The organism is Chryseobacterium sp., from assembly GCF_019236175.1.
Taxonomy (GTDB): domain Bacteria; phylum Bacteroidota; class Bacteroidia; order Flavobacteriales; family Weeksellaceae; genus Chryseobacterium.
The window spans coordinates 75,666-101,033 of the sequence record NZ_JAFAJM010000024.1 but is presented as its reverse complement, the minus strand read 5'-3'; the positions used below and the strand labels follow the sequence as shown (position 1 = coordinate 101,033).

General features: G+C 35.7%; 21 protein-coding genes, 1 other RNA gene and 1 pseudogene. 10 read left to right on the top strand and 13 right to left on the bottom strand.

The annotated features are described in order from the left end of the window. Positions 1 to 269 precede the first annotated feature (269 nt). On the bottom strand, positions 270 to 3,461 hold the full coding sequence (locus JO178_RS20375; protein WP_291939977.1) for a TonB-dependent receptor: 3,192 nt from the start codon (positions 3,459 to 3,461) through the stop codon (positions 270 to 272). Positions 3,462 to 3,668: 207 nt separating this feature from the next. Between JO178_RS20375 and JO178_RS20370 the strand changes: the two genes are divergently transcribed. Further along, positions 3,669 to 4,559, top strand: coding sequence for a DUF72 domain-containing protein (locus JO178_RS20370; RefSeq protein ID WP_291939975.1), 891 nt, complete (start codon positions 3,669 to 3,671; stop codon positions 4,557 to 4,559). Between the two features lie 174 nt (positions 4,560 to 4,733). Then, entirely contained in the window at positions 4,734 to 4,964 is a 231-nt protein-coding gene (locus JO178_RS20365; protein WP_291939973.1) for a hypothetical protein, read from the top strand. 66 nt (positions 4,965 to 5,030) lie between these two features. Here JO178_RS20365 and JO178_RS20360 read toward each other — a convergent pair whose 3' ends face one another. From JO178_RS20360 to JO178_RS20335, 6 genes are all read right to left on the bottom strand, one after another. Beyond that, positions 5,031 to 5,624 carry a hypothetical protein gene (locus JO178_RS20360; RefSeq protein WP_291939971.1) on the bottom strand — a complete coding sequence of 198 codons (594 nt, stop codon included), beginning with the start codon at positions 5,622 to 5,624 and terminating at the stop codon, positions 5,031 to 5,033. A 38-nt stretch (positions 5,625 to 5,662) separates the two neighbouring features. Beyond that, a complete protein-coding gene (locus JO178_RS20355) occupies positions 5,663 to 6,307 on the bottom strand; it encodes an HD domain-containing protein (protein ID WP_291939969.1) in 645 nt (214 codons plus the stop codon). Next, entirely contained in the window at positions 6,304 to 7,149 is an 846-nt protein-coding gene (locus tag JO178_RS20350; RefSeq protein ID WP_291939967.1) for an alpha/beta fold hydrolase, read from the bottom strand. The genes JO178_RS20355 and JO178_RS20350 overlap by 4 nt, the downstream gene beginning before the upstream one ends. A gap of 89 nt (positions 7,150 to 7,238) precedes the next feature. Continuing rightward, a complete protein-coding gene (locus tag JO178_RS20345; RefSeq protein WP_291939966.1) occupies positions 7,239 to 8,129 on the bottom strand; it encodes a ribokinase in 891 nt (296 codons plus the stop codon). A gap of 68 nt (positions 8,130 to 8,197) precedes the next feature. Continuing rightward, positions 8,198 to 8,833, bottom strand: a complete 636-nt coding sequence (locus tag JO178_RS20340) for a DUF4241 domain-containing protein (RefSeq protein WP_291939965.1) — start codon at positions 8,831 to 8,833, stop codon at positions 8,198 to 8,200. A gap of 92 nt (positions 8,834 to 8,925) precedes the next feature. Next, the gene (locus JO178_RS20335; protein WP_291939963.1) at positions 8,926 to 11,541 is read right to left on the bottom strand and encodes a valine--tRNA ligase; all 2,616 of its coding nucleotides are present in this window, start codon (positions 11,539 to 11,541) and stop codon (positions 8,926 to 8,928) included. A 128-nt stretch (positions 11,542 to 11,669) separates the two neighbouring features. Between JO178_RS20335 and JO178_RS20330 the strand changes: the two genes are divergently transcribed. The 3 genes and pseudogenes from JO178_RS20330 to JO178_RS21550 form a co-directional block, all read left to right on the top strand. Next, positions 11,670 to 12,134: a DUF1573 domain-containing protein gene (locus JO178_RS20330; RefSeq protein WP_291939961.1), complete on the top strand. Its 465-nt coding sequence runs from the start codon at positions 11,670 to 11,672 to the stop codon at positions 12,132 to 12,134. A gap of 164 nt (positions 12,135 to 12,298) precedes the next feature. After that, on the top strand, positions 12,299 to 13,168 hold the full coding sequence (locus JO178_RS20325; RefSeq protein WP_291939959.1) for a polyphosphate kinase 2 family protein: 870 nt from the start codon (positions 12,299 to 12,301) through the stop codon (positions 13,166 to 13,168). 326 nt (positions 13,169 to 13,494) lie between these two features. Next, positions 13,495 to 13,785 (top strand): annotated as a pseudogene (locus tag JO178_RS21550) (CPBP family intramembrane glutamic endopeptidase); the annotation flags it as partial. A 149-nt stretch (positions 13,786 to 13,934) separates the two neighbouring features. On the opposite strand, the gene rnpB reads toward JO178_RS21550, so the two are convergent. Further along, positions 13,935 to 14,259: RNase P RNA component class A (gene rnpB / locus JO178_RS20320), an RNA gene on the bottom strand. A 187-nt stretch (positions 14,260 to 14,446) separates the two neighbouring features. On the opposite strand from rnpB, the gene JO178_RS20315 reads away from it, so the two are divergent. The 3 genes from JO178_RS20315 to JO178_RS20305 are packed head-to-tail and all read left to right on the top strand — an operon-like array spanning position 14,447 to position 17,286. Beyond that, positions 14,447 to 14,938 carry a sigma-70 family RNA polymerase sigma factor gene (locus tag JO178_RS20315; protein ID WP_045500386.1) on the top strand — a complete coding sequence of 164 codons (492 nt, stop codon included), beginning with the start codon at positions 14,447 to 14,449 and terminating at the stop codon, positions 14,936 to 14,938. Further along, positions 14,931 to 15,605 carry a beta-carotene 15,15'-monooxygenase gene (locus tag JO178_RS20310; protein ID WP_291939955.1) on the top strand — a complete coding sequence of 225 codons (675 nt, stop codon included), beginning with the start codon at positions 14,931 to 14,933 and terminating at the stop codon, positions 15,603 to 15,605. Before JO178_RS20315 ends, JO178_RS20310 begins: the two co-directional genes overlap by 8 nt. Positions 15,606 to 15,663: 58 nt before the next feature. Then, positions 15,664 to 17,286 carry an AMP-binding protein gene (locus JO178_RS20305; protein ID WP_291939953.1) on the top strand — a complete coding sequence of 541 codons (1,623 nt, stop codon included), beginning with the start codon at positions 15,664 to 15,666 and terminating at the stop codon, positions 17,284 to 17,286. 49 nt (positions 17,287 to 17,335) lie between these two features. On the opposite strand, the gene rpoN is transcribed toward JO178_RS20305, so the two are convergent. Both rpoN and asnS read right to left on the bottom strand, forming a co-directional pair. Continuing rightward, positions 17,336 to 18,799: an RNA polymerase factor sigma-54 gene (rpoN, locus tag JO178_RS20300; RefSeq protein WP_291939952.1), complete on the bottom strand. Its 1,464-nt coding sequence runs from the start codon at positions 18,797 to 18,799 to the stop codon at positions 17,336 to 17,338. A gap of 159 nt (positions 18,800 to 18,958) precedes the next feature. After that, positions 18,959 to 20,407 carry an asparagine--tRNA ligase gene (gene asnS, locus JO178_RS20295; RefSeq protein ID WP_291939950.1) on the bottom strand — a complete coding sequence of 483 codons (1,449 nt, stop codon included), beginning with the start codon at positions 20,405 to 20,407 and terminating at the stop codon, positions 18,959 to 18,961. A gap of 1,149 nt (positions 20,408 to 21,556) precedes the next feature. Here asnS and JO178_RS20290 point away from each other — a divergent pair. Next, entirely contained in the window at positions 21,557 to 22,396 is an 840-nt protein-coding gene (locus tag JO178_RS20290) for an SDR family NAD(P)-dependent oxidoreductase (RefSeq protein WP_291939949.1), read from the top strand. Between the two features lie 101 nt (positions 22,397 to 22,497). Beyond that, positions 22,498 to 23,412: a response regulator transcription factor gene (locus JO178_RS20285; RefSeq protein ID WP_291939947.1), complete on the top strand. Its 915-nt coding sequence runs from the start codon at positions 22,498 to 22,500 to the stop codon at positions 23,410 to 23,412. Positions 23,413 to 23,557: 145 nt separating this feature from the next. Here JO178_RS20285 and rimM read toward each other — a convergent pair whose 3' ends face one another. From rimM to JO178_RS20270, 3 genes are all read right to left on the bottom strand, one after another. Next, a complete protein-coding gene (gene rimM, locus JO178_RS20280; RefSeq protein WP_291939945.1) occupies positions 23,558 to 24,100 on the bottom strand; it encodes a ribosome maturation factor RimM in 543 nt (180 codons plus the stop codon). Between the two features lie 14 nt (positions 24,101 to 24,114). After that, a complete protein-coding gene (locus JO178_RS20275; protein ID WP_291939943.1) occupies positions 24,115 to 24,678 on the bottom strand; it encodes a 30S ribosomal protein S16 in 564 nt (187 codons plus the stop codon). 105 nt (positions 24,679 to 24,783) lie between these two features. Further along, positions 24,784 to 25,368 (bottom strand): hypothetical protein, encoded by a 585-nt coding sequence (locus JO178_RS20270; protein WP_291939941.1) that lies wholly within the window; start codon positions 25,366 to 25,368, stop codon positions 24,784 to 24,786.

Genomic DNA, 25,368 nt, shown 5'->3' with positions numbered 1-25,368 from the left:
TATATCAACGAAAGCACGCCAATGGCGTGCTTTTAATATTTTATCACAGATTCGCTTTAGCAGAATAAATCAGGCAAAAGCAATTTAAAATATAACTGGAGGATATGCGGATTAAAGTCGGGTGGTTGTAACTGTTTAAAATAATTTTCTTTTATAAAAAAATCAGTCCTTGGTATTCTTCATTCATTACAGTCCTATAAAAGAAAAAGGCCCGGAAAGAAAATCCGGACCCATGAAAAAGTTGTATAAAGTAAAATAAAAGACTGACCTTAGAAATTGTATCTGACTCCCAGCTGTGCCTGGAATCTTGACGCAAACTGGTCAATCGTGTACGGTAATCCCGGTGTTTTAAAGTTATAAGTAGGGTCTCCTGCAGAAGGCTGACCTGTAGCAATATTCCCCACTTTTGTAAGTCCTACACTTGCGGTTGAGTTGAAGGTATTAGGTACAAAGTATACTTTCCCCCAGTCTTTGTTCAGCAAATTGGTAAAATTGATAATACTTAATGAAATCTGGATATTATTCTTTTTACCCAGTTTAATCTCATCCATAATTCTGATATCCGCCTGAATGTTCCAAGGAGTAACGTCTCCGTTTCTTTCGGTAAACTTTCCTCTTCTTGATTTCAGATAGTCATTGCTATTGATAAAGTTTTCGTAATCAGCAACCTGTTGCTGGGCAGACACCAAAACAACAGACGCTCCACTTTGATCTTTCCCCATTATAGGAACAATATATTTGGCTGCTTCATTGGCATCTTTAAAAATATAAGCAAGTCCTGCCGCCTGTCCCGTATTTGCAATAGTACTGTTCACAAATCCCCATGAATAAGGGTTTCCGGATTGAGCATTGAAATAGACATTCGTATATAACCTGTTGGAATTAGAAATATTGAATGCATATCCCAGATTCGCCACTACCCTGTTTTTAATCGCAAAGTTGGAAGTGGTCAGCTTAGGATCGTTAGGCGTAAGCGACTGGTTCATCTGCCAGTTACTTTCCATAGAGTTTCTGATTCCGTTGGTAATATCTTTAGCATCACCGTATGTATAAGCTACGAAGAAATTGAATCCGAAATCATATGATTTTGAAAGCTGCGCTGTTAAATTGTAACGGTATCCTTCTTTGGTATTGGAAAGAAGATAAGCATTGGAGAAATTGCTATTGATGTTCGTTGTATAAATTGGCATTTCATGATTCACATCATAGCTGTAATACGTCACATTATCTGTTTTATTCACCTGCTGGAATTTCAGGTCATAAAGCACTTTGGTATAAATACCTTCTAAAGTAAGTTTATATCCTTTAAAGGTATAATCAACGGCTAATGAACTTCTCCAGACTCTTGGCATTTTAAAGTTATTATCAACAAGGTCTACCTGTACCTTTGAAGAGTTTTGCCATTTTGGGAAGTTGCCGCTTACCAGAGGGTCTCCGTTGGCTGCAAGCTGCGCCGCTGTCGGAGCGTTATAATCGTAACTTCCAAATCCAACCCCGTCATTATAATATGCATATCCTAGCCATGCAAACGGAATTCTACCTACGAAAATTCCTGAACCTCCTCTTAAGACTACAGATCGGTCTTCAGTAACATCATAGGTAAATCCAAGTCTTGGAGATAGCGTTGGTTTGTTAAGATAGTTATTGGTTAGCTGGCTCAGAGGCGTATAGGTATAAGTTTTCCCGTAATTAGGATCCTGAGGAGAGTTTGTAACCAGCGGGCTTAGCTGAGGTTTGTTAGGTAAATCTGTATAATCTACTCTCACACCCGGTGACAATCTCAATCTTCCCCAGTTGATTTCATCCTGGAGGTACAATGAAAGAAGGTTTACCTGATACTGCGCATAAGGATTATCAAAAAGCGTTTGTCTGCTCTCTCCGTTAAAAGGATAGGTACCTCTTATCCTCGCAGGATTGGAGTTGTAAAAATCATCAAGAGATTTATACGAAATTCTTCCGTTCAAAGCATTTACGAAACCATAATTAATATTATAAAGCTCATTATGGGTTCCTAATAAGAAGGTATGATTTCCTTTTTTATAGGTAAGGTTATCGGTAATTTCAAACGTTTTCTGTTTCATATTGAAAACAGTAGCTTCCCTGTCGTTTCCTAACAAAATAGTTCCTCCGTTATAAGTAATTTCAACCTGTGGAAACATAGCATTACCGGAAGTAGGGTCTCTGTAATCATGAATTGAAGAATATCCTAAAACTAAATTGTTACTCCACTTATCATTAAAACGGCTCTTGAGTTCAAGAGTAGTGGTGGAAGCGGTATTCTTCTGGATGAAGTCCATACTGGAAAACCTGAAGTTGGCACCATCTCTTTCAAGATTGGAAGCCTGTGAAAATACGGTATTATTTTTAATGGATAATGTGTGTTTATCATTAATTTTCCAGTCTAACTTATTAAAAAGCTTGGAGCTTTCTGAAAAGTTATTGTACTGATTAAAACTTCCTACATTAAATCCGTATCTATTTTTTACAAAATCGGAGATCTTATGGGCAACTTCTTCATTAATAAGGGCATTGGGATCATTGGCGTTATAGAAGATCGGATCTGTTCTTTTCGTATATTCTAAATTGGTAAATAAAAACACCTTATCTCTTACGATTGGCAGTCCTACTCTTCCTCCATAAATGAAATCCGAAAAATCTTTTGGCATTTTAGAATTATCTCCTACTCTGTTATTCCCTGTAATTGCAGCATTCCTTCCGTAAACATACATAGAACCTGTCACATCATTACTTCCGCTTCGGGTGACAGCATTGATACTTCCGCCCAGGAAGTTCCCAAGTTTCACGTCATAAGGAGCAATATAAACCTGTACATCCTGAATAGCATCCAGGCTTATGGAATTGGAACGGGTACTACTTCCGGGCATTCCTGATGTACCTGTCTGCCCTCCCAAAGACGGGCTGAATCCGATAGCATCATTGTTGATAGATCCGTCAATCGTAACGTTATTATAACGGAAATTGGTACCGTTAAAAGAGTTGTTAGCACTCTGTGGAACCAATTTTGTAACATCCTGAATTCCTCTGTTGATATTAGGAAGACCGGAGATCTGTGCCTGGCTGATCCCTACCCCGTTTTTTACGATAGTTCTCTTAGAAGTAATTTTTACCTCGTCAATCGTCTTTTCTTTGCTGCCAACGTCTACTATAGGCAAATCGTTGTTTCCTAAGGAAAGTTGAAGGTTAGGATTTTCATAAATAACCTGCGAACCGTCTAATATTTCAATTTTATAAGGACCACCCGGCTGAAGGTTATCCAAACTGAATTGTCCTTTGCTGTTACTTTTTGTTTCAAAGGTACTATTAGTAGGTACATGCACTACCTTTACCGTAACTTCGGAAGAAATTCCTTTTAATCTTCCAAAAATCTTAGAGCTGGTTTCCTGTGAAAATGCAAATCCAAAAGACAATAAAGCAAAAGCACAGATAATTTTTTTCTTCATATTTTTATTGATACAAACTCGGCTGTAAAATTAAAATTCATTCATATGAAGTATGGTAACATAAAATTAACATTATGTAACCTAAAGTTTAATATTTCCTTAAAAAAAACTTAATATCTACATTCCGGTAACCTCTTTAATTTTTCACTCAACTATAGAAATCACTGAAAAAAATTACTTAATTTTAAACCATTAAAATAGTTTAATATGAAATTCGGACAAGTAGAGGACCCTTCAAAAATAGATTTTACACTTCCTAAAGATCACTCCAGAACCAAAGAAATTTTAAGCCTTAATAAAAAGGGGCTGAACAATATATCTATCGGATGTGCAAAATGGAATAAGACCGACCTTAAGGGATTCTATCCTAAAGGAACGAAAGACGAATTGACCTATTATGCCACTCAGTTTAATTCTATAGAACTGAATGCCACTTTTTACGGAATGCCGACACCTGATCAGGTAAAAACATGGAAGGAAAAAACTCCGGAAGGATTTAAGTTCTTTCCTAAAATTACCAACACCGTTTCTCATTTCAGGAGGCTTATAGATGTTACAGATCCGGTCACTCATTTTGCTTCAGCCGTAATTAATTTTGATGAAAAATTAGGGATGGCCTTTCTTCAGCTTCATGATAATTTTAAACCGAAAGACTATGACAGGCTGGAAAAATTTGTAAAAGAGTGGCCTAAAGAAGTTCCTCTGGCCATTGAGCTGCGAAATACCGAATGGTTCACAGACGAAGAAATACTCAATACAACCTGTGAACTTTTTGAAGCCCACAATATCACCAACATTATTGTAGATACTGCCGGAAGAAGAGATATGCTTCATATGCGTCTTACTACTCCGAATGCCTTTATCCGATATGTAGGAGCTAATGCTGAAAGTGATTATGAAAGACTGGATGACTGGGTACAGCATTTAACAAAATGGAAGAAAGAAGGGCTGCAAAACCTGTACTTCTTTGTACATCAAAATATCGAAAAAGCATCTCCGTTATTGTCAGCTTACTTTATCAAGAAATTAAATGCGGAATGGAAAACCGATATCCACATTCCTCAAATGGCAACTGAAAATACAGGCACACTGTTTTAATTTCAATGATCATTCTGAGACAATAATTCATCCATTTTCAAAAGTTTAAATAGACTCATTTTAATTTATCTCCTTAATAACAAATTTGGGGGATAAAGTCTTTTCATATCATAAAATTTTATACATTAGAGGATACGTATTTCACACAATAGTGTAAATTTAAAAAACAATGATATGGAAAAAGAAATTTGTACAATAAGCATTGCCAGTAACTGGCTTACCGATGAATATATCTTTTATGAAAATGATACCATCAAAAGAATATATGACAATCACAGTATGAGCTCTAATGTTTCAGAATGGGTAACTCCCGAACAAATAAGTGAGCAAAATAAGGACAAGCTTATTAAAAATTGTCCGGAAGATCTTAAGGAGAGGATTATGCATATCCTGAACTATCCTTAATAAACAAATAGTGAATAAAAGTAATGAGTAATACATTTTTATAACCTCTATTACTCATTACCATTGCTATTCACTTTTTCTCAGGAGTAATACCAGATTAAGAAATAAAAGCAGAAAATCCAATGTAATCCAGATACCCAGCTTCGTATTTTCATAATTATAGGCATCTACCTGTTTTTTGGCAGCATCAGAAAGCTTTACACTTTGATTGATATAATTCTGTACTTCAACAATCTGATCTATATTTTTATTAGGAACCGAATGCTGGGAAAAATACACCAGGTTCTTTTTTCCTAAATATCCTACAATCCAGTATTCATCAGATTTATCCATCTTCAGATATTCAACTCTGTAATAATCGGGACGTATTTTTCCGATGTGTTTGGGGATTAATGCCGTATTAGACTCTACTTTATTTACTTTAACAAGATAGAAGTCTAAGGTTTGCGGAAGTTTATTTACAACCTGAAGCCCCACTGAGTTATCAACAAACGCTACAGCGCTTTTTTTGATAAACCAGTATGCAAAAAAAGAAATCGAAAAAACGACAGTCAGAATCCGGAACAGTTTTGCCCACTTTGCGATCTTTCCTGATTTAATCTTATAGAAAATCAAAGAAAACAGACAGCCCCAAAAGATAACAAAAATGATAAATTCCATATTGCAAAGATACAGATTTCAGATTTTTCAGGAGAATTCTAGTCTACATTCCATTCTTTATAAAACTGATCTAGAAAATTCAACATATACTCATGTCTTTCTTCTGCCAGTTTTCTTCCGCTTTCTGTGTTCATTAAATCTTTCAGCAGCAGCAATTTCTCATAAAAATGATTGATAGTAGTTCCGTTTGATTTTTTATATTCTTCTTTAGACATGCCCAGATTAGGCTTGATTTCAGGATCATACATCGGGTTATTTTTAAAGCCTCCGAAATTGAAAGTTCTGGCAATCCCGATCGCTCCAATGGCATCAATACGGTCAGCATCCTGAACAATCATGAGCTCAGCAGAAGGATTCTGAGGCGCATTGCTTCTGTTTTTGAATGAAATATTTTCAATAACAAAAAGGACCTGCTCTATCACTTCATGGGAAACATTTTGTTTTTCAAGAAATTCTCTCGAAATTTTCGGAGCTATGGTTTCATCTCCATTATGAAACTTAGGATCTGCAATATCGTGAAGAAGCGCAGACAGTTCTACAACTTCACGGTTACATTCTTCGGTTTCTGCAATTTTTCCGGCCAGTTTCCAGACTCTTTCGATGTGATACCAATCATGGCCTGCTTCTGCTCCTTCCAGTTTTTCTTTTACAAATTCTACGGTGTTGTCAATCGTACTTTTCATTTATCTTTCAGTTCATTTAAAATAATATCCCAGAGTTTTTTGTTGTAACTTCTAAAAAAATTAACATGTCCTATTTCATTTTTCTCAGATTCGGAGGTTTTCACCAGCCTGTATGTCGGGCAGAGATGAGGATAGGTAGTATTTAAAAGACTTAATACGCCTTTCTCAGTCAGCCATACATCATCTTCTGCACGGATTACCAATACATTCTGTTTTAAATTGTTAGAATAATTATCAATTTTCTCCAACAATCTGTTGGTAGATTTCCTGTTTAAAATTAAGGTTCTCCAGTCATATGCACAATTTTTTGGAAGACTTTCTCCCAATCCGAACCAATGGGCCGGAAAGTATCCCAGCAACGAAGTAGTTAGAGGCTGAACAATTCCGAAACCCAGATAAGCTTCTATCTTAGTTTTCCACCTAAGATTTCCCACAAAAGCATTTTGGGTTCCTACAAAGAAGAATTCATCAAACATTTCAGAATCTTTGTTCATTCCCAAAATCAAGGCTCCTACAGAATGTCCCAGGCAATATTTTTTATACTCGGAATATTTTACCTTAATATACCGGGTCAGTTCTTTATAATCTTTTGCTCCCCAAAGTCTCATAGAAGCATTAAATCCTTTCATACTCCTAGGCTTAGAGAGGCCTATTCCTCTATAATCATAAGTAATGACCGTGAATCCTTTTTCTGAAAAATATTGAGCAAATGAAAAATAAACCTGTTGTTTTACTCCTGTTGCAGAATTAATGAGTAATAATTTTCCGTTACTCTTCTCAGGGCGAAAAAGGTGCGCTGTTAAAGAGGCATGATCTTCAGTAGTAAGTATTAGTTTTTCCATAGGATAAAAGAAAAAATCCACTATAAAAGTGGACATTTTCGTTATATTTTTATGTTAAGTTTCAGACTTTTGATATGCCGTAAATAGTTTTAAGAAACAAAATCCGCCATTCTCGGCAGCCCGTTCTGTGAACCCTTACCTCCTGAAACCCTTGAGGATACTTCATTTCCGAATTTCACACAGTCTTCAATAGTATTCCCATGGCAAAGTGCAATAGCAAAACCTGAAGTAAAAGCATCACCCATCCCCATTTTATAGACTGTTTTGTCTCTATCATTTCTGTAGTACTTCATTTCAGTACCGTCAAAATAAATGGTGGAATTGGTGTCATCTCTTACAAAAACTTTATTGAAATATTTTTTAAGAACATCTTCTCTCTTTTCTTCGCCAAAAATAATATAAAGCTCACTGCTTTTGGCTATAATAAAATCAACATTTTCAATAATTTCATCGCTGATTCGCATAGCAGGAGAAGCATATAAACCTACTTTTTTACCATGCTTTTTGGCTTTTTTCACCGTATACTCCACCACATCCATAGAAACCTCAAGCTGAATAAGAATAAGGTCTGCTGTATTGAAATACCGGTCTGCTTCGTCTATATGATCTTTATTTAAATATTTATTAGCAGCTGGTACGACTACAATGGCAGCATTTCCGTTACTTGTGGTTACATAAGCCGTTCCGGTAGACTCCTGATCTGTTTCATGAACAAAGCCTACATTCACTCCTTCTCCCACAAGATTTCTCATAATCTGCTGTCCCAAAGGATCCATTCCTACACAGCCTATGAAATAAACACTCGCTCCAAGTCTTGCTGTACCTACTGCCTGATTAGCACCTTTACCTCCAAAATAACTGTCTGAATTAACGGCTAAAACCGTTTCATTAGGCAGAGGAAGTTTTTCGGTTTCTAAAACCAAATCTATTGATGAGCTTCCTACAACAATAATTTTAGGTTGTTCTGAGGAGAATTTCATTGTGCTTTATATTAGTTTTAACATTTATATCTGGTGAACTTTGCAGGTTCAAAAATAACTAATTTTACTTAACTAATTTCAATAAATTCAGTAATTATCTTTACCGGTGACTTATCTTTACCATAACCTATATAACTGGCATAAAAACCTTCTCCATATCCGGTTTCAAAAGCAAATATAGTTCCAGGGTGCTCTTCCGACGGTTTTAAAAAGGCATATTGATCTATAGCCCCATTTTCATCGAAAAAATGCTCATGAAAGAATTCTTCATAAATCCCCATAAAGTCATCTCCTTTCTTCTGATATAGTGTTTGTTCCAGCTCATTCAGGCTGCTTTGAGTGTCTACATCCATAAAACATCCCATTCCGCTTTCTACAGGATATCCGAATACCTCCTCCTCTTCCAGATCTTTTACATTCTGTCCGGCTGTGGTAGCCATTTTCCAATCTGTAATTTCAGCATTACTAAATATAATTTCAGCGTAGGCTACACAATTACTTTCTCTTTCTTTGTGCAATATAACAGAGAAATCTCCTTTTGGAAATTCTGTAGAAAAAGGAAGCATATCATTGGTGATCAAAGGATCACAGGCAACCAGTTTTCCACTGGAAAGATAAATTTTCCCCACTTCAAAACTTTCCAGCAAAGGGCTTTCAACAAAGTCTTTTGAAAATAGTTTTTGTATGTTTTCTATGTGTGTCATGTGTTCTTTTTCTTTAAATCATAAGGCTGGGCACAAGTGTTCATCTGTACCCAGCCTGATTTCCCGACAATTTAAATTGTCTGTATTTTAAATTATAAACTTTTCAGCTTCTCTTCCAGAATAGCGATCTTGTCAAGAGCATCTTTTTGTTTCTTACGCTCTACCTCTACAATCTCAGGTTTTGCATTAGCCACAAACTTTTCGTTGGAAAGTTTTTTATCTACTGAAACCAGAAATCCTTTCAGGTATTTTAATTCTTCTTCAGTTTTAGCTTTTTCTTCTCCTAAATCCAGGTTTTCGCTCAAAGGAATTGAAACTTCTGTAGCCCCTACCAGGAATGTGAAACTTGGCTTATCTGTTTTCTGTCCGAAATGGATTTCAGAAACATTCGCCAGTTTTCTCACCACTGCTTCATTAGCAAATTCAGAAGCATTGGTATATATTTCCGCTGTCTCTCTCGGTGAAATTCCTTTTGTCTGACGGTAGTTTCTAACTCCCGAAATCAATTCTGCCGCAGTTTCAAAATTTTTGATAACTGCTTCATCAAAGGCTACGGCTTCTTTCTGCTGGGCAACCACTAATGCCTCTTCAATACTTCTTTCTGAGATCGTCTGCCACAACTCTTCCGTCAGGAAAGGCATGAACGGATGAAGCAGCTTCATCAGTTCTTCAAAGAAATATATTGTTTTATGATATACCTCCTTGGAGATTCCTTCTCCATAGTTAGGTTTAATGGCCTCAAGATACCATCCGCAAAAATCATCCCAAATTAATTTATAAATCAGATGAAGTGCGTCGGAAATTCTGAATTTCTCAAACTGGTCATTGATCTCGGCAATTGTTTTATTTAATTTATTTTCAAACCAATCGATAGTTTGTGTTTCCGTTGCATTGGCTGTTTTATCCTCATGATTCCACATATTGATCAGACGGAAAGCATTCCAGATCTTAGTCATGAAGTTTCTTCCCTGAAGCATTAAGTCTTCATCAAAAAGAAGATCGTTTCCTGCTGCGGAGCTCAATAAAATTCCTACACGAACACCGTCTGCACCGTATTTATCCATTAATTCCAGCGGATCAGGAGAATTTCCTAAAGATTTTGACATCTTCCTTCTCTGCTTATCCCTTACAATCCCGGTAAAATACACATTCTTGAACGGAACTTCTTTTCGGTATTCCAGTCCTGCCATAATCATTCTGGCTACCCAGAAGAAAATAATATCCGGACCTGTAACCAGGTCTGATGTAGGATAATAATAACTGATATCTTTATTTTCAGGATCAAGTAATCCGTCAAATACTGACATTGGCCACAACCATGAAGAGAACCAGGTATCAAGAGCATCTTCATCCTGCTTCAGATTATCAGCTGTTAATGCTTGATTACCGGTTTTTTGTTTCGCAAGTTCTAATGCTTCTTCCCCGGTTTCAGCCACTACAAAATCATTCTCTCCTTCACCATAATAATACGCAGGAATCTGCTGCCCCCACCAAAGCTGACGGGAAATATTCCAGTCACGGATGTTTTCCATCCAGTATTTGTATGTATTTTTGAATTTTTCAGGATAGAATTTTACTTCATCTTCCATTACTACATCCAGAGCAGGCTTAGCAATTTCAGACATTTTAAGAAACCACTGTACAGAAACTTTAGGCTCAATAACCGCACCTGTTCTTTCAGATGTTCCTACTTTATTAACATAATCCTCTGCTTTTAGCAAAAGATCTTTTTCTTCCAGTTCTTTGGCAATCTGTTTTCTTACATCAAATCTGTTTTGCCCTGCATAATGAAGACCGTGCTCGTTTAGATTTCCGTCATCATCCAGAGCATCAATCATTTTCAGCTGGTGCTTCTGTCCGATCTCATAATCATTCGTATCGTGAGCCGGTGTAATCTTCAATGCTCCTGTTCCGAATTCAATATCTACATATTCATCTTCAATAATAGGAATTACTCTGTTTACAATCGGAACGATTACATTTTTACCTCTCAGATGCGCATATCTTTCGTCATTAGGATTGATACATACAGCAGTATCTCCGAAAATCGTTTCAGGACGTGTGGTAGCAACTGAAAGGAAATCTTCTGACCCTTCAATTTTATATTTAAGAAAATAAAGCTTTCCGTTTTGTTCTTTAAAGATTACCTCTTCATCAGAAATATTGGTCTTTGCTTCAGGATCCCAGTTTACCATTCTGTACCCTCTGTAGATTAATCCTTTGTTATAAAGATCTACAAAACTTTTGATCACCTGTTGTGAAAGTTTGTCTTCCATTGTAAAGCGGGTTCTGTCCCAATCACATGAACATCCTAATTTTTTCAGCTGTTCAAGAATTGTTCCCCCGTACTTATTCGTCCACTCCCAGGCATGTTCAAGGAACTGTTCACGGGTGATATCTGACTTATTAATTCCTTCAGACTTCAATTTAGCAACAACTTTAGCTTCGGTAGCAATTGAAGCGTGATCTGTTCCCGGAATCCAACAAGCGTTAAACCCGCGCATTCTTGCACGACGGACCAGCACATCCTGAATGGTATTGTTCAACATATGTCCCATGTGTAATATTCCCGTAACGTTTGGTGGAGGAATGACCACGGTATATGGTGGTTTATCATTAGGCTCTGAGTGGAAATATTTGTTTTCCAACCAGTAATTGTACCATTTCTGTTCTGTTTCCTGTGGATTGTACTTTTCTGAAATCTGCATAAATTCTATTTCTTTGGCTTGCAATTTGCAAAAATAGTCTAAAGAAAAAAATTTTTAAGCATGAATTAAAATAATTTTTAACTTTGTTTCACAAAATTTATCTAACAAACATATTAACATTCAAGAATATGAAGAAATTAATCGCAGGAATTGCATTATTCGGAACATTTGCTCTTGCATCTGCACAAACTATTACGTTTGATAAAACTACTTTTGACTATGGTACTATTAAACCAAATGCTGATGGTACAAGGTTCTTTACAGTAACAAACACAGGTGACAAACCTTTGATCATTTCAAACGTAAAGCCTTCTTGCGGATGTACCACTCCGGAATTCAGCCAGGATCCGATCATGCCGGGAAAATCTGCTAAAATCAAAGTTGGATACAACACCGCTCTTAACGGAGGGTTCAACAAAATGATTGAGGTTTTTTCTAATGACCCTGCCAACAGCAGAAGCGTAATTTACATTAAAGGTAATGTAGATGCTAATGCTCCTGAGCCAAAAGTATTGACTCCTGCTGAGCAGAAAGAAGCTGCAAAAGCTGAGAAAAAAGCTGCAAAAGTTGCTAAAAAGGCTGCTGTGAAGTAAGCTCTACTTAAAAAAATAAAAAAACCGTCTCCCTGGAGGCGGTTTTTTTATTACATTTATGTAAGCATAGAGATTAACGGCTGGAAATTAGATATCAGAGACTTTATGTCAACATCTGAAATGACAGTCAGAATCTTTTAATTTTTTAATCTTAAAAAAAACATATGGACACCAATTTCTCAGACGATTTTAAAATAACCGGAAAATTTTCAATCAAAAAAACATCCACTTCTTATAAAGGAAAACTCACCAAAGACGATGGAGCTCAAATGCTTATTCAGGAAAAGGAAAAACTTCGTGAATTACAGGAAAAGCTCTACGCAGACGGAAGCCAGTCTCTTTTGGTTGTATTGCAGGCGATGGACGCAGCAGGAAAAGACAGTATGATAGAACATGTTTTCGGAGGTGTAAATCCACAGGGCTGTAATGTAACCAGCTTTAAAACCCCAAGCTCTAAAGAATATTCCCATGATTTTCTATGGCGACATTATGTGGCTTTACCTCAAAAAGGGATGATCGGGATTTTTAACCGCTCCCATTACGAAAATGTACTCGTCTGTAAAGTTCACCCTGAATATAATCTGAATGAAAAAACCTGGTCTTCAGTAAAAGATTTTAACAACACATTCTGGGAAAACAGATATGAAAGCATCCGTAATTTTGAAAAACATCTTGCTCAAAACGGAACCACTATTATCAAAATTTTTTTACACGTATCTAAAGATGAGCAAAAGAAAAGGCTTTTAGACAGAATCAATGAGCAGGAAAAAAACTGGAAATTCTCTGCCGGGGACCTTCCGGAAAGAGCATTATTTGATCAGTATATGGAGGCTTATGAAACAGCAATCAATGAGACCTCAAAAGATCATGCGCCCTGGTATGTTCTTCCCGCCGACAATAAATGGTTTGCAAGGGTAGCCGCTATTCAGATCATCATTGATACTCTTGAAAAAATGAATCTTAAGTATCCTGTTCTCTCGGAAAAGGAAAAACAGGGACTTATTGATGCTAAAAATACTCTTGAAAGTGAATAACATTGACTATTTGGAAAGCAATTATAATATCGCTGATATTTATACTTTTGAGTTCTTTTACTTATTCAGTATTAGATATTTTAAAACTACTATTGAACTTAAACAAGTACCAATATCATTTTTACCAAATATTTATTAATATAATAGCTCAATTTTGCTCTTTTCTTATAATAAAAAGATTATTTTTCTCTTCTGAAAAAATCTCTTTAAAGAAAGTTCCAGTCAATTTTTTTATTACTCTTGTATTTGTTTTATTTATTTTGGGAGATTTTATTTTTCAATATGGTTTTAATAATATCTTGGACATTATACTTAAAACAAATACAATGAATAATGTAAATGGGAGAAACATATCATTTTCTTATTTAGGATTAAGGTTGGTAAAAGATTGTATAATTGCTCCAGTAGTTGAAGAATTGTTTTTCAGAAAATTTATTCAGGGGAATTTGGTAAAACGTTACTCTAATGCCTTTGCTTTAATAAGTGCAAGTATTCTATTCACGTTGTATCATAAAGATTTGAATTCCTCTTTTCAAATCTTCATTTTAGGAATAGTTTTGGGAATCATTTTTCAGAAAACCCAAAGAATCGAATATTCTATTCTTTTCCATTCTATTGCTAATTTCGTTATCTATGCCATCAATTATTATTACGCAGAAAAAAGTATGCAAAATAATTCTTATAACCTGATTTATATTACTCTGGGATTAATAATAATTATGATTGGAATTTTAATATTAAAACGAGGGGATAACTTATATGAAAAATCACGAGAAAATCTATAAGCCGGATTTTGTACTTCAAAAGAAGTGCCTGTTATTTATCTACGTCTTACATTGCTGCAAGACTTGAGCTGATTACCCCTCGGTTTTCAGGACGAGCCGCCCCTATTTCCATTACTGAAAAGAACCGATATACTTACCATTGCACCACAAAGAGTTTACCTGGTTTCACTACAGCCGAACTGTACCTGCTTTCTGTTGCACTTGTCCTACCCTCACGGGTGACGGATGTTATCCGCTTTGTTGCTCTATGGTGTCCGGACTTTCCTACCTCCCGTAAAACGGGAAATCAACAAGCCGATCTTCTCGCGGAGGCAAAGATACGTAAATTTAAGGAAGACTAAATGATGAAAGGCTAAAATCATCCAAAACTCAATATGCAGAAAGCCTATTCCCTGAATGATAAGTTTTTTATTTTTTATGTATCCTTAATTATTTATAGGCATAACGATCCTCAATTACCACATTATTATTATCTTCGTGGCATTATATATCTATGGATTCCAGAGAAAAAGAATTTGCGCAGCTTATCAAGGATAATCAGGGTCTGATTATTAAGGTATCCCGCTTATATACCAATTCACTGGAAGACGAAGAAGATCTTTTTCAGGAAATCGTACTCCAGCTTTGGAGAAGCTATGATTCTTTTAAAGGAAATTCTAAAATTTCAACATGGATGTACCGTGTAGCGCTTAATACAGCCATTACACTCTTCAGAAAAAAAAGCAAAAGTCTTCCTACCAATGAACTGGATATCAATCACAAGGACTTTGTGGAAGACGACGATGAAAAGCAACAACAAATATCGCTTTTGTATACCGTAATCAAAACTCTTCCTAATATAGAAAGAGCCATTGTCATGATGTATCTTGACGATCTGCCTTACAAGGATATTGCTGAAAACCTCGGGATCACCGAAGTTAATGCACGTGTAAAAATGAACCGATTAAAGAAAACCCTTAAAGAACAGATGGAAAAATATGCCTGAATTTGATTTAGATAGCTTTAAGAAAACCTGGCAGGAACAACCTGTCCAGCCAAAATATGACAACAGTGAGATTCTTCAGATGCTGAATAGAAAATCACGTAATTATGTAAAGTATATTTTCTGGATCAGTGTTGCTGAATTCCTATTTTTTTCTGTTCTGGGACTTTTTTATTTTTTCCAGGAAGAAGAATCTGAAAGTTTCCGTAAGGTACTGGAAAGATTGGGTGCGCAGGAATCTTACGAGGTAGAGAATAATTTCAGCCATGTTTACTTAGCTATAAAAATTGTAAGCTTACTGATTACGGCTTATTTTGTATTGAAGTTTTATCAGAACTACCGCAAAATCAAGATTGAAGAAAACCTCAAGGGACTCATTACAAGAATCATTAAATTCAAAAGAACTGTCAATGCATTTATTCTGATCAGTATTGTACTGCTGCTGGCTTTTACATTTGTATTGATTGCTTTTATATTTTACACGTTAAATGCTCAAAATATACAGCCCACCCAGGCAAATCTTACCATTATCATTGTAGGAATTGTTGTCAGTACTTTACTCACAGTATCCATGATCTGGTTTTATTACAGACTCGTGTATGGGAGTATTATTAAAAAACTTGATAAAAACCTGAAACAGCTGAAACAGATAGATTCTGAGGAAAATTAGGATACATAGAATGTAGTTAAGATTTATTCGTTAATTTTATTTCACCAAATCTTAAACTATGCCACAATCTTATGTGTATGGAGCTTCTGAAATTCCATTATTAGGTCAGACTATCGGAGGAAACCTTAAAAGTACTGTTGAAAAATTTCCACATCAGGAAGCTTTAATCTGTGTTCATCAGGATTACAGGGCAACATATCAGGAGTTCTATAATCAGACTACTGCTGTTGCCAAAGCCTTATTATTTTTAGGAGCGAAATCCGGAGACCGGATCGGAATCTGGGCTGCCAACCGGTATGAATGGGTACTGCTTCAATATGCCACGGCCAGAATCGGGACTATTTTAGTCAATATCAATCCTGCTTACAGAACCCATGAGCTCACGTATGTACTCAACCAATCCGGAGTACGCTTTATCTTTTCTTCTTTAAATTTTAAAACCAGCAATTATAAAGAAATGATAGCGTATGCCAGAGAGGTATGCCCTAGCCTTGAGCATGAAATTTTCTTTGATGAAGACTGGGATGATTTTGTCAACAACGGACAGGATATTTCGGATGAAGTTCTTCACAGCTTTGAAGAGCATGTACAATTCGATGATCCCGTTAATATTCAATACACTTCCGGAACTACAGGATTTCCAAAGGGGGTGACTCTCTCTCATCATAATATTTTAAATAACGGCTATTTTATCGGGATAAGATTAAAGTATACGGAAAAAGACCGTGTTTGTATTCCCGTTCCTTTTTATCATTGCTTCGGTATGGTTATCGGGAATATGTGCTGTACTGCCCATGGAGCCTGTATGGTAATTCCTAATGACAGCTTTGATCCCGATATTACTTTAAAAACAGTTTCTGATGAGAAATGTACTTCTTTATATGGAGTTCCGACGATGTTCATTGCAGAACTGGCTGTAAAAGATTTTGATTCTTATGATTTTTCCAGTTTAAGAACCGGTGTGATGGCAGGTTCTGTCTGTCCGCCTGAAATCATGAAGAAAGTCGAAAATAAGATGAACATTAAAGAAATGAGTATCTGTTATGGAATGACAGAAACCTCTCCTGTTTCTACCCAGACACGGATCGGAACATCGTTACAAAAACAGGTCAGTACAGTAGGGACGGTTCAGGATCATCTGGAAATTAAAATTGTGGATGAGAATGGAAGAATCCTGAAGCGTGGGGAACATGGCGAACTTTGTACAAGAGGCTATTCCGTAATGCTGAAATACTGGAATGATCCTGAAAACACTCAAAAAGTACTGGATAACGCCCGATGGATGCATACCGGAGATATGGCGGTCATGGATAAAGACGGTTATATTACAATTTCCGGAAGAATAAAAGACCTTATTATCCGGGGTGGAGAAAATATTTCACCAAAAGAAATTGAAGACTTTTTATATACATACACCAACATTCTGGATGTTCAGATTATAGGAGTTCCCAGTGAAAAATTCGGAGAAGAAGTAATGGCATGGGTAAAAGTAAGAAAAGGCTTTACCATTACCGAAGAAGAATTACAGGAATATTGCAAAGGAAAAATAGCTCATTATAAGGTCCCTAAATACTGGAAATTTGTAGATGAATTTCCAATGACTATTTCCGGTAAAATAAGAAAAGTGGAAATGAGGGAAATTTCTATGAAAGAGCTGGGGCTGGAAGGTCATAAAGCTTAAACTGATCAACATAAAAAAGCATTTCAAATTGAAATGCTTTTATTATATTTTAAAGTTCTTTTCTTAATCTGGCAACCGGAATATTAAGTTGTTCACGGTATTTAGCAATCGTTCGTCTGGCAATATTATATCCCTGTTCTTTCAGGATCACCACCAACGCATCATCGGTAAGCGGCTTTCTCTTATTTTCTTTATTGATGACTTCCTGAAGATGAGTTTTAATTTCTTTTGTAGAAACCTCCTCTCCATCATCATTCGTTAAACTATCAGAGAATAAGTCTTTAAGATATACAATTCCGTTTGGAGTATCTGCATATTTGCTTTTCACGACTCTGGAAATGGTGGAAATATCAAATCCTGTGATATCCGCTACATCTTTTAGAATCATGGGTTTCAGTGATTTTTCATCTCCTGTAATAAAATAATCCTTCTGGAATTTCACAATGGCTGTAATCGTTTGCAACAAAGTATTCTGACGCTGATTAATAGCATCAATATACCATTTGGCAGCATCGAGTTTCTGTTTGATGAACAAAGCAGCCTGCTTATGTTCAGATGAGTTCTTATCATGCGAATACGTCGTAAGGATATCTTTATACTCTTCAGAGACTCTTAAAGTGGGTGCGTTTTTACTGTTTAACATGGGAATAACCTGACCATCTTTTACCTGAATCACAAAATCAGGGATAATTTCCTGGTTGATCGTAATGGTTTGAGTATCGAAGTTACCTCCTACTTTAGGTGATAATTTTGAAATTTCATCCAGTGCATCTTTCAAATCATCTTCCTCAATATCATATTTTTGAATAATCTTATTATAATGCTTATTGGTTAAAGCATCAAACTGATGTCTCAAAATACTGGCTGCCAAAGAAACTGCTTTATCTGAACTTACTTTCTTTTCTATCTGAAGTAATAAACATTCCTGTAATCCCCTTGCGCCAACACCGGACGGATCCAGTTTCTGAACATAGTTTTCAAGAATATCTTCTACTCTTTCTTTGGTAGTGTAAATTCCCTGGGAGAATGCAAGGTCATCAACAATAGATTTAATCTCTCTTCTTAAATAGCCGTCTGTATCTAAGTTTCCGATGAGGTATTCTGCAATCTTTAAATCTTCATCACTGATATTGACCAAATGAATCTGCTCCATGAGATAATCATAGAGTGACTGCCCTTCGGTTAAAAGACTTTCGTTATCAAATTCTTCATCGTCCGGAGAATAGTTGCTGGATGCAGTTTTATAGCTGGGTTCGTCGTCATAGATATATTCATTAACGTCGAAATCTGTTTCAATGCTTTCAGTACCCTCATCTTGATAAGCATCTTCTAAAGAAGAATATTCATCTTCCTTAGAATCTTCTTTTGCTATTTCTAAAGCAGGGTTCTCTTCTAGCTCTCTCTCCAACTCCTCTTCAAATTCAAGAGTATGAAGCTGAATAAGCTTCATCAACTGGATCTGCTGAGGCGCCAGCTTCTGTCCTAATTTGAGTTGTAAGTGTTGTTTAAGCATACTAATATTTGCGTTTTAACATAACATATTCTACGAATTTAATAAATTTATTTGATAATAAACGCATTTAGCATGATTTTTGCTTTATACTTCTCAACATAATAAACTATTAAGAAATAAAAAAAGCCTTATCAAATGATTAAGGCTTTTTTTATTGTTCTAGAATTCAGCACTTTTCGGCGTTCTAGGGAAAGGAATCACATCTCTGATATTCGTCATTCCCGTAACGAAAAGAACCAGTCTTTCTAATCCTAAACCAAACCCTGCGTGCGGAACTGATCCGAATTTACGGGTATCCAGATACCACCAAAGCTCGTGCTCATCTACATGCATATCAGCCATTTTCTGCTTCAATACATCAAGTCTCGCTTCTCTTTCCGATCCGCCGATGATTTCACCGATACCAGGAAACAGAACATCCATAGCAGCAACGGTTTTATTATCATCGTTTAGCTTCATATAGAAAGCCTTAATTTCTTTTGGATAGTCAAATAAAACAACCGGACTTTCAAAGTGCTTCTCTACAAGGTACCTTTCGTGTTCAGACTGAAGATCTGTCCCCCATTTTTCAACAGGATATGCGAATTTTCCTTTTTTATTCTCTTTTGAATTCAGTAAAATTTCAATCGCTTCCGTGTAGCTTACACGTTTGAAACGTTTAGACACAACATTCTGCAACTTTTCAATAAGACCTTCTTTAGCTCTTTCTTTCTCAGGTTTTGTTTTTTGCTCTTCTGCAAAACGTTTATCTAAGAAATCAAGATCGTCTTTACAGTGGTCTAATACATACTGGATCACATATTTTAAAAAATCCTCTGCAAGATCGATGTTGTCTTCAAGGTTATTGAAAGCAACTTCCGGCTCAATCATCCAGAATTCTGCAAGGTGTCTTGTCGTATTTGAGTTTTCAGCACGGAAAGTAGGCCCGAATGTATAAATTCTTCCTAATCCCATTGCTGCAGTTTCTCCTTCAAGCTGTCCTGAAACGGTAAGGTTGGTCTTTTTCCCGAAGAAGTCCTGTGAGAAATCAATTTCCCCTTCTTCAGTTTTAGGCATATTATTCAGGTCAAAGTTGGTAACCCCGAACATTTCCCCTGCTCCTTCTGCATCGGCACCCGTAATAACCGGTGTATTGATATAAAAGAACTGATTCTGGTTAAAGAACGAGTGAACAGCAAAGCTGACTGCATGGCGTACTCTGAAAACAGCTCCGAACAAGTTGGTTCTGAATCTTAAGTGTGCCTGCTCGCGAAGTTTTTCCAGACTATGTTTTTTAGGCTGAAGAATCGTATTTTGAAGTTCTTCAGTAAAGTTATCTCCTAAAACGATAATTTTCTTAGCAATAATTTCAACGCTTTGTCCTGCTCCCTGACTCTCTACAACCTCTCCTACTATTTTAAGGGAAGAAGCTGTATTGATATTCTTGATAACCGCTTCATCAAAATTTTCGAAATCAACAACTACCTGCAAATTATTAATCGTAGATCCATCATTAAGCGCAATAAAGCGATTAGAACGGAATGCTCTTACCCATCCGTAAACAGTAATGTCATGATGTAATACTTTCTTGTAATCCTTCAGGATTTCTTTGATCGTTTGCTTTTTCATTTGTTGATGATAAATTTTTGTATAAAAATTAATGTTTGCAAAGTTACAAAAAAACAGCGCAACTTAATGGTTACGCTGTCTTTAAAAATCATTTATCAAGTATTTAAACTTTCAGTTCAAGAAAACAACCTTTTTCGGCTATTGCCGCTTCTCATTCTTAAGGATAGTTTCAATTAACACTGTCTTGAACCTTCAATCAAAATTTGTCCTGACTTGATTTTAACACATTCATTTCATTATATGGCTTTCGAAAAAGAATAAATTGAATTATTCTTAGGTTTTCATCAGATTTTCTGATGTATAGAAATAGTTATTAGTTTTGTTTTATTCGAAATTTCACATAAACCCGTCTGCATTTAATAATCAGGTACATCACTAGTTTTTTTGTTCCAACTTTTATTTTAACCCACTATGCTGACAACACTAATGATTTTAATTTTTTGTTTTTAATTACTCCAATAAATTTTAAAAAAATGATCACTTATCACACTTATGAATAATTACACTATTATTCATTTTTTTAATTTTCTAATTATTCAAAATTTTAAATAACCAGTTCAATTAATGTTCTTCTCATTAGAATCTCAGATATAGAATTTTCTGATCGTTGATTCTGTTTTCATATTTCTGTTTCCCACAATACAAAAATATAAATGCTGTGTTTTTACCTTGAAGCAAAGATGCAGTAAAGAATGATGACAACACAAGTGAATGTTATATAAATTTATAAATTCATAGACGTAAATACCTAAAAAAAATAAACACAAATAACTGAAAATCAAATGGATTTATAATTCTATTATTTTCTTTTTTAATGTTTGTCATCCTTATAAAAAGAATCTTTATTATTCTTTTTTACTGCTGTTCTGAAAGTCAGAATAAAAAATATGTTATCATTTTCAGCTTAGTTTTCAGGGGTAGAATACCTCTTATATGCTTACTTTTTTTAAAATACTTAACCTTTTTAATCTGGTCGTTGATGTGAAAATCTGTTTCCGGATTAGAAAAAATTTCCGAACAACTCACTGATTTTTTTCGAATCAATTATCATTCACGATTCGGCTACATCATTCCCCGATTCGGCTACATTTTCCCTGCTGTAAGTTTTCATCTTTGTACCATCACTTAAACAAGAAAAAATATTTAAAAATGGAAACAAAAAAGGTATGGTTTGTGACAGGAGCTTCAAAAGGCTTAGGATTCGAGCTGGTAAAAAAATTACTATCTGAAGGATTTCAGGTTGCGGCCACCAGCCGTACTGTTGAATCCCTCATTTCTACAATCGGGGAAGCTTCGGAAAAATTTCTTCCGCTCAGCGTCAATATCAAAGATAACGACGATATAAAATCTGCGATTGCCAAGACCGTGAAACATTTCGGCCGAATTGATGTGGTTGTCAACAATGCAGGCTACGGGCAAATCGGAACTCTGGAGGAACTTACCGATGAAGAAGCCAGAGAGAATTATGCTGTGAATGTTTTCGGAACCTTAAATGTGATCAGAAACGCGATGCCTTATCTTCGTGAGCAAGGATCCGGAAACATCTTCAACATCTCTTCTGTCGGTGGATATTCTGCTAATTTTCCGGGTTGGGGAATTTATTGCTCTACAAAATTTGCCGTTGCCGGATTTACGGAGGCTCTGGCTGAAGAGGTAAAGGATTTCGGCATTCATGCTACAGTTGTTTATCCAGGATATTTCCGTACGGATTTCTTACATAAAGATTCCGTGAGGACTCCTTCAAATCCTATTCAGGCCTATGAAGCCGCAAGAAATTCTGAGCAGGCTCACCTTAATGAAATTAACGGCAACCAACCTAACGATCCAGTGAAAGCAGCTGATATTCTGATCCGAATCAGCAAAGAGGAAAACCCACCCGTCCATTTATTATTAGGGGTGGGAACGATGGAATTTCTAAACAATAAAATTGATATCTTAAAGAAGGATGCTGAAAAATGGGAAAACCTGACTGTTTCAACAGCAATTTAATATCATCATGATATCCTTCAACTCCGTTCAGTGCGACCGGAGTTGAAGTCTTTCTGAAACCATGCCTTATATTTTTCACCAAAATAATTAACTTAGCTATTATGAAACCACCTGTTCGTTTTAACTCTATTGCAGATTTTCATACTTTCTGTAGTCTTCCCGGTCCTGAACATCCACTGATCAGCCTGATAGATTACACTAAGGTTCATTATATTGTGGAGGATGAAGAATTGAAATGGATTCAGAATTTTTATTCGATCGGACTGAAGAGAAATGTGAATCCAAAATTCAACTACGGACAGCAGCAGTATGATTTTGATTCAGGAGTCTTATGTTTTGTTTCACCACAACAGTTTTTAAGTCTGGAGATAAGACACGATATCCAGGTAGAACCTACAGGTTTTTTATTGCTGATTCACCCTGATTTTCTTTGGAATACATCATTAACAAAAAAAATAAAATCTTATGATTTCTTCAGCTATCAGGTAAAAGAAGCTCTTTTTCTTTCAGATAAAGAAGAAAAAATCATTGTTGAAATTCTTAAAAACATCGAGCGTGAATATCAGTCAAACATTGATAAATTCACACAGGAGCTGATTATTGCACAGATTGAATTATTGCTGATTTATTCCGATCGTTTTTATGAACGTCAGTTTTTTACCCGAAAAAAATCAAGTCATGAACTGCTCCATAAATTTGAAGAAATCCTCTCCGGTTATTTTGAAAACGGAAATCTTATAGAAAATGGTATTCCTTCTGTGAAGTGTATTGCCGAACAGATGAATATTTCACCCAATTACCTTGGAACGCTACTTCGTCTTCATACTCAGCAAAACACACAGCAGCATATTCAGAATAAATTAATTGATTCTGCGAAAGAACGTTTAAGCACAACAAGTTTATCCGTGAGTGAAATTGCTTACGAACTTGGCTTTGAACATCCTCAGTCTTTCAGTAAGCTGTTTAAACAAAAAACCAATCAGTCACCGGGAGAATTTAGAAAGCTGTTCAACTAGAATATATACTTATAAAAACAGGAATATTAATTTCCATCTATTTATTGTAAACAGAAATTTTACCCGCTTTGAAAATGGGTAATAAATAATCAGTAATGAAAAATATTAAAAGTGAGGAAGAAAAAATAAGTGCTTATTGCAAAAATTATTCGTCTTTTTTAGAAGGAACCAGAAAAACATCAATAAGGCCCTCAGGAAGTTCCATTTTAATTGATCTTTCTTCTCTGTCTACTTCAAGAATCCAGTCTTTGATCATAGGAATAACCACTTCTTTTCCGTCCAGATTTGTCACAAAATATACCTGTGCTGTCTGATCGTTTACAGATCTGATTACTCCACAGTTGTTATCATTTTGATCAAAAATTTCAAATCCGATGATTTCGTGATAGTAGAATTGTTTTCCTGAAAGTTTGGGCAATGTTGCCAGCGGCAGGTAAACACTTTTACCCAACACCTGATCTATCATGGCTTCAGAAGAACCTTTAAAAGCAAGGTTCAGAGCATCGAGTTTGCTCCAGGATGATTTAGCAATAAAAAATGGAACCAATAATCCGTTGATTTCAACGAATATTGATTCCAATTTATTGTAAAGCTCGGGTTGGTCGGTATCCAGTTTAAGGATAACATTTCCCGCAAGTCCGTGTCTGCGTGTAATTTTACCTAAAAAATAGCAATCTTCTTTACGCATAACAGGAGTTGTTCTTAAGCTTCAGTGTTTTCTTCAGTTTCAGCAGCAGGAGCTTCTCCTTCTGTAGCTTCAGCAACTTCTTCAGCAGGTGCGTTAGCAGCTTCTTCAGCAGCCTTAGCATCAGCTTCAGCTTGTGCAGCTGCAGCAATTCTAGCTTCGTTTACTTTTACTTCAGCTTCTAAAGCAGCTTTCTTAGCATCAGCTTTAGCTGTAGCTAAACCTTCTACTTTACCTTGCACTTTAGAATCTTTAGCTTCTAACCAAGCGTTGAATCTCTTCTCAGCTTCAGCTTCATCAAAAGCACCTTTAGCAACACCACCTTGTAAGTGTTTTTTGTAAAGGGCACCTTTGTAAGAAAGGATAGCTCTAGCAGTATCAGTAGGCTGAGCACCGTTGTTTAACCACTGTACAGCGGAATCAACGTTCAATTCGATAGTTGCCGGGTTAGTAATTGGGTTGTAAGTTCCTAGTTTTTCGATGAATCTACCATCTCTTCTAGCTCTAGAATCTGCAACCACGATGTGGAAAAAAGGTTTTCCTTTTTTACCGTGTCTTTGTAATCTGATTTTTACTGACATAATGTTTGAATTTTACGGGAACTCGTCCCAGTTAAATATTTAAGAGTGCAAAGATAGATTTTTTTTTTCAATTAGGTGATTTGAAAATAAGATATTTTCATTTTTTTATTTTTTCAGAACAAAAAATAAAATTGTTGAAATAATAACAGAAATAAAAACAGCCAGAAACACAATCAGGTTATCCCTTGTTTTTCCTGTTATCAATTTAATAATAAAATAATTGATAATATAAAGTGGAATTAACAAAAGAAATGAAAATTCATTGAGTATACTGATCAGCATTACGAAAAACAGAACCCCAATACCAGAAGATACTAAAGTTCCCAAAAGACAGCTATAAAGTGTTTTAATATCGATTGTATTGTTTTTTTTATATACAGAGAATTGATAAAACTTCTCTGAAATTAAAAAAACAAGCTCCTTGCTTTCGATAATTTCAGAGAAGGTATCTTTTAAAACGGCATCTAGGCACTCTCCTTTTTCTACTTTATTATAAACCTCAAATGAGATTCTCGCTTTCTCCTTGATCAGAATTCTTTTATATTCTGCTTTTTTTACAAATTCATTATAATAGAATTTCTTTCTGATCATCTCCTCCATTTCATCATTCATTTTCCCTGTATGGTCAATCACATCGAGATAAGCAGTCAGCAAATCTTCTTCATTATAATTTCTGTAAATGTTTTTCAT

What these genes read in the sequence shown, in the direction of transcription:
- JO178_RS20375 (WP_291939977.1), bottom strand. Translation starts at nt 3,461, where the DNA reads ATGAAGAAAAAAATTATCTGTGCTTTTGCTTTATTGTCTTTTGGATTT.
- JO178_RS20370 (WP_291939975.1), top strand. Translation starts at nt 3,669, where the DNA reads ATGAAATTCGGACAAGTAGAGGACCCTTCAAAAATAGATTTTACACTT.
- JO178_RS20365 (WP_291939973.1), top strand. Translation starts at nt 4,734, where the DNA reads ATGGAAAAAGAAATTTGTACAATAAGCATTGCCAGTAACTGGCTTACC.
- JO178_RS20360 (WP_291939971.1), bottom strand. Translation starts at nt 5,624, where the DNA reads ATGGAATTTATCATTTTTGTTATCTTTTGGGGCTGTCTGTTTTCTTTG.
- JO178_RS20355 (WP_291939969.1), bottom strand. Translation starts at nt 6,307, where the DNA reads ATGAAAAGTACGATTGACAACACCGTAGAATTTGTAAAAGAAAAACTG.
- JO178_RS20350 (WP_291939967.1), bottom strand. Translation starts at nt 7,149, where the DNA reads ATGGAAAAACTAATACTTACTACTGAAGATCATGCCTCTTTAACAGCG.
- JO178_RS20345 (WP_291939966.1), bottom strand. Translation starts at nt 8,129, where the DNA reads ATGAAATTCTCCTCAGAACAACCTAAAATTATTGTTGTAGGAAGCTCA.
- JO178_RS20340 (WP_291939965.1), bottom strand. Translation starts at nt 8,833, where the DNA reads ATGACACACATAGAAAACATACAAAAACTATTTTCAAAAGACTTTGTT.
- JO178_RS20335 (WP_291939963.1), bottom strand. Translation starts at nt 11,541, where the DNA reads ATGCAGATTTCAGAAAAGTACAATCCACAGGAAACAGAACAGAAATGG.
- JO178_RS20330 (WP_291939961.1), top strand. Translation starts at nt 11,670, where the DNA reads ATGAAGAAATTAATCGCAGGAATTGCATTATTCGGAACATTTGCTCTT.
- JO178_RS20325 (WP_291939959.1), top strand. Translation starts at nt 12,299, where the DNA reads ATGGACACCAATTTCTCAGACGATTTTAAAATAACCGGAAAATTTTCA.
- JO178_RS20315 (WP_045500386.1), top strand. Translation starts at nt 14,447, where the DNA reads ATGGATTCCAGAGAAAAAGAATTTGCGCAGCTTATCAAGGATAATCAG.
- JO178_RS20310 (WP_291939955.1), top strand. Translation starts at nt 14,931, where the DNA reads ATGCCTGAATTTGATTTAGATAGCTTTAAGAAAACCTGGCAGGAACAA.
- JO178_RS20305 (WP_291939953.1), top strand. Translation starts at nt 15,664, where the DNA reads ATGCCACAATCTTATGTGTATGGAGCTTCTGAAATTCCATTATTAGGT.
- rpoN (WP_291939952.1), bottom strand. Translation starts at nt 18,799, where the DNA reads ATGCTTAAACAACACTTACAACTCAAATTAGGACAGAAGCTGGCGCCT.
- asnS (WP_291939950.1), bottom strand. Translation starts at nt 20,407, where the DNA reads ATGAAAAAGCAAACGATCAAAGAAATCCTGAAGGATTACAAGAAAGTA.
- JO178_RS20290 (WP_291939949.1), top strand. Translation starts at nt 21,557, where the DNA reads ATGGAAACAAAAAAGGTATGGTTTGTGACAGGAGCTTCAAAAGGCTTA.
- JO178_RS20285 (WP_291939947.1), top strand. Translation starts at nt 22,498, where the DNA reads ATGAAACCACCTGTTCGTTTTAACTCTATTGCAGATTTTCATACTTTC.
- rimM (WP_291939945.1), bottom strand. Translation starts at nt 24,100, where the DNA reads ATGCGTAAAGAAGATTGCTATTTTTTAGGTAAAATTACACGCAGACAC.
- JO178_RS20275 (WP_291939943.1), bottom strand. Translation starts at nt 24,678, where the DNA reads ATGTCAGTAAAAATCAGATTACAAAGACACGGTAAAAAAGGAAAACCT.
- JO178_RS20270 (WP_291939941.1), bottom strand. Translation starts at nt 25,368, where the DNA reads ATGAAAAACATTTACAGAAATTATAATGAAGAAGATTTGCTGACTGCT.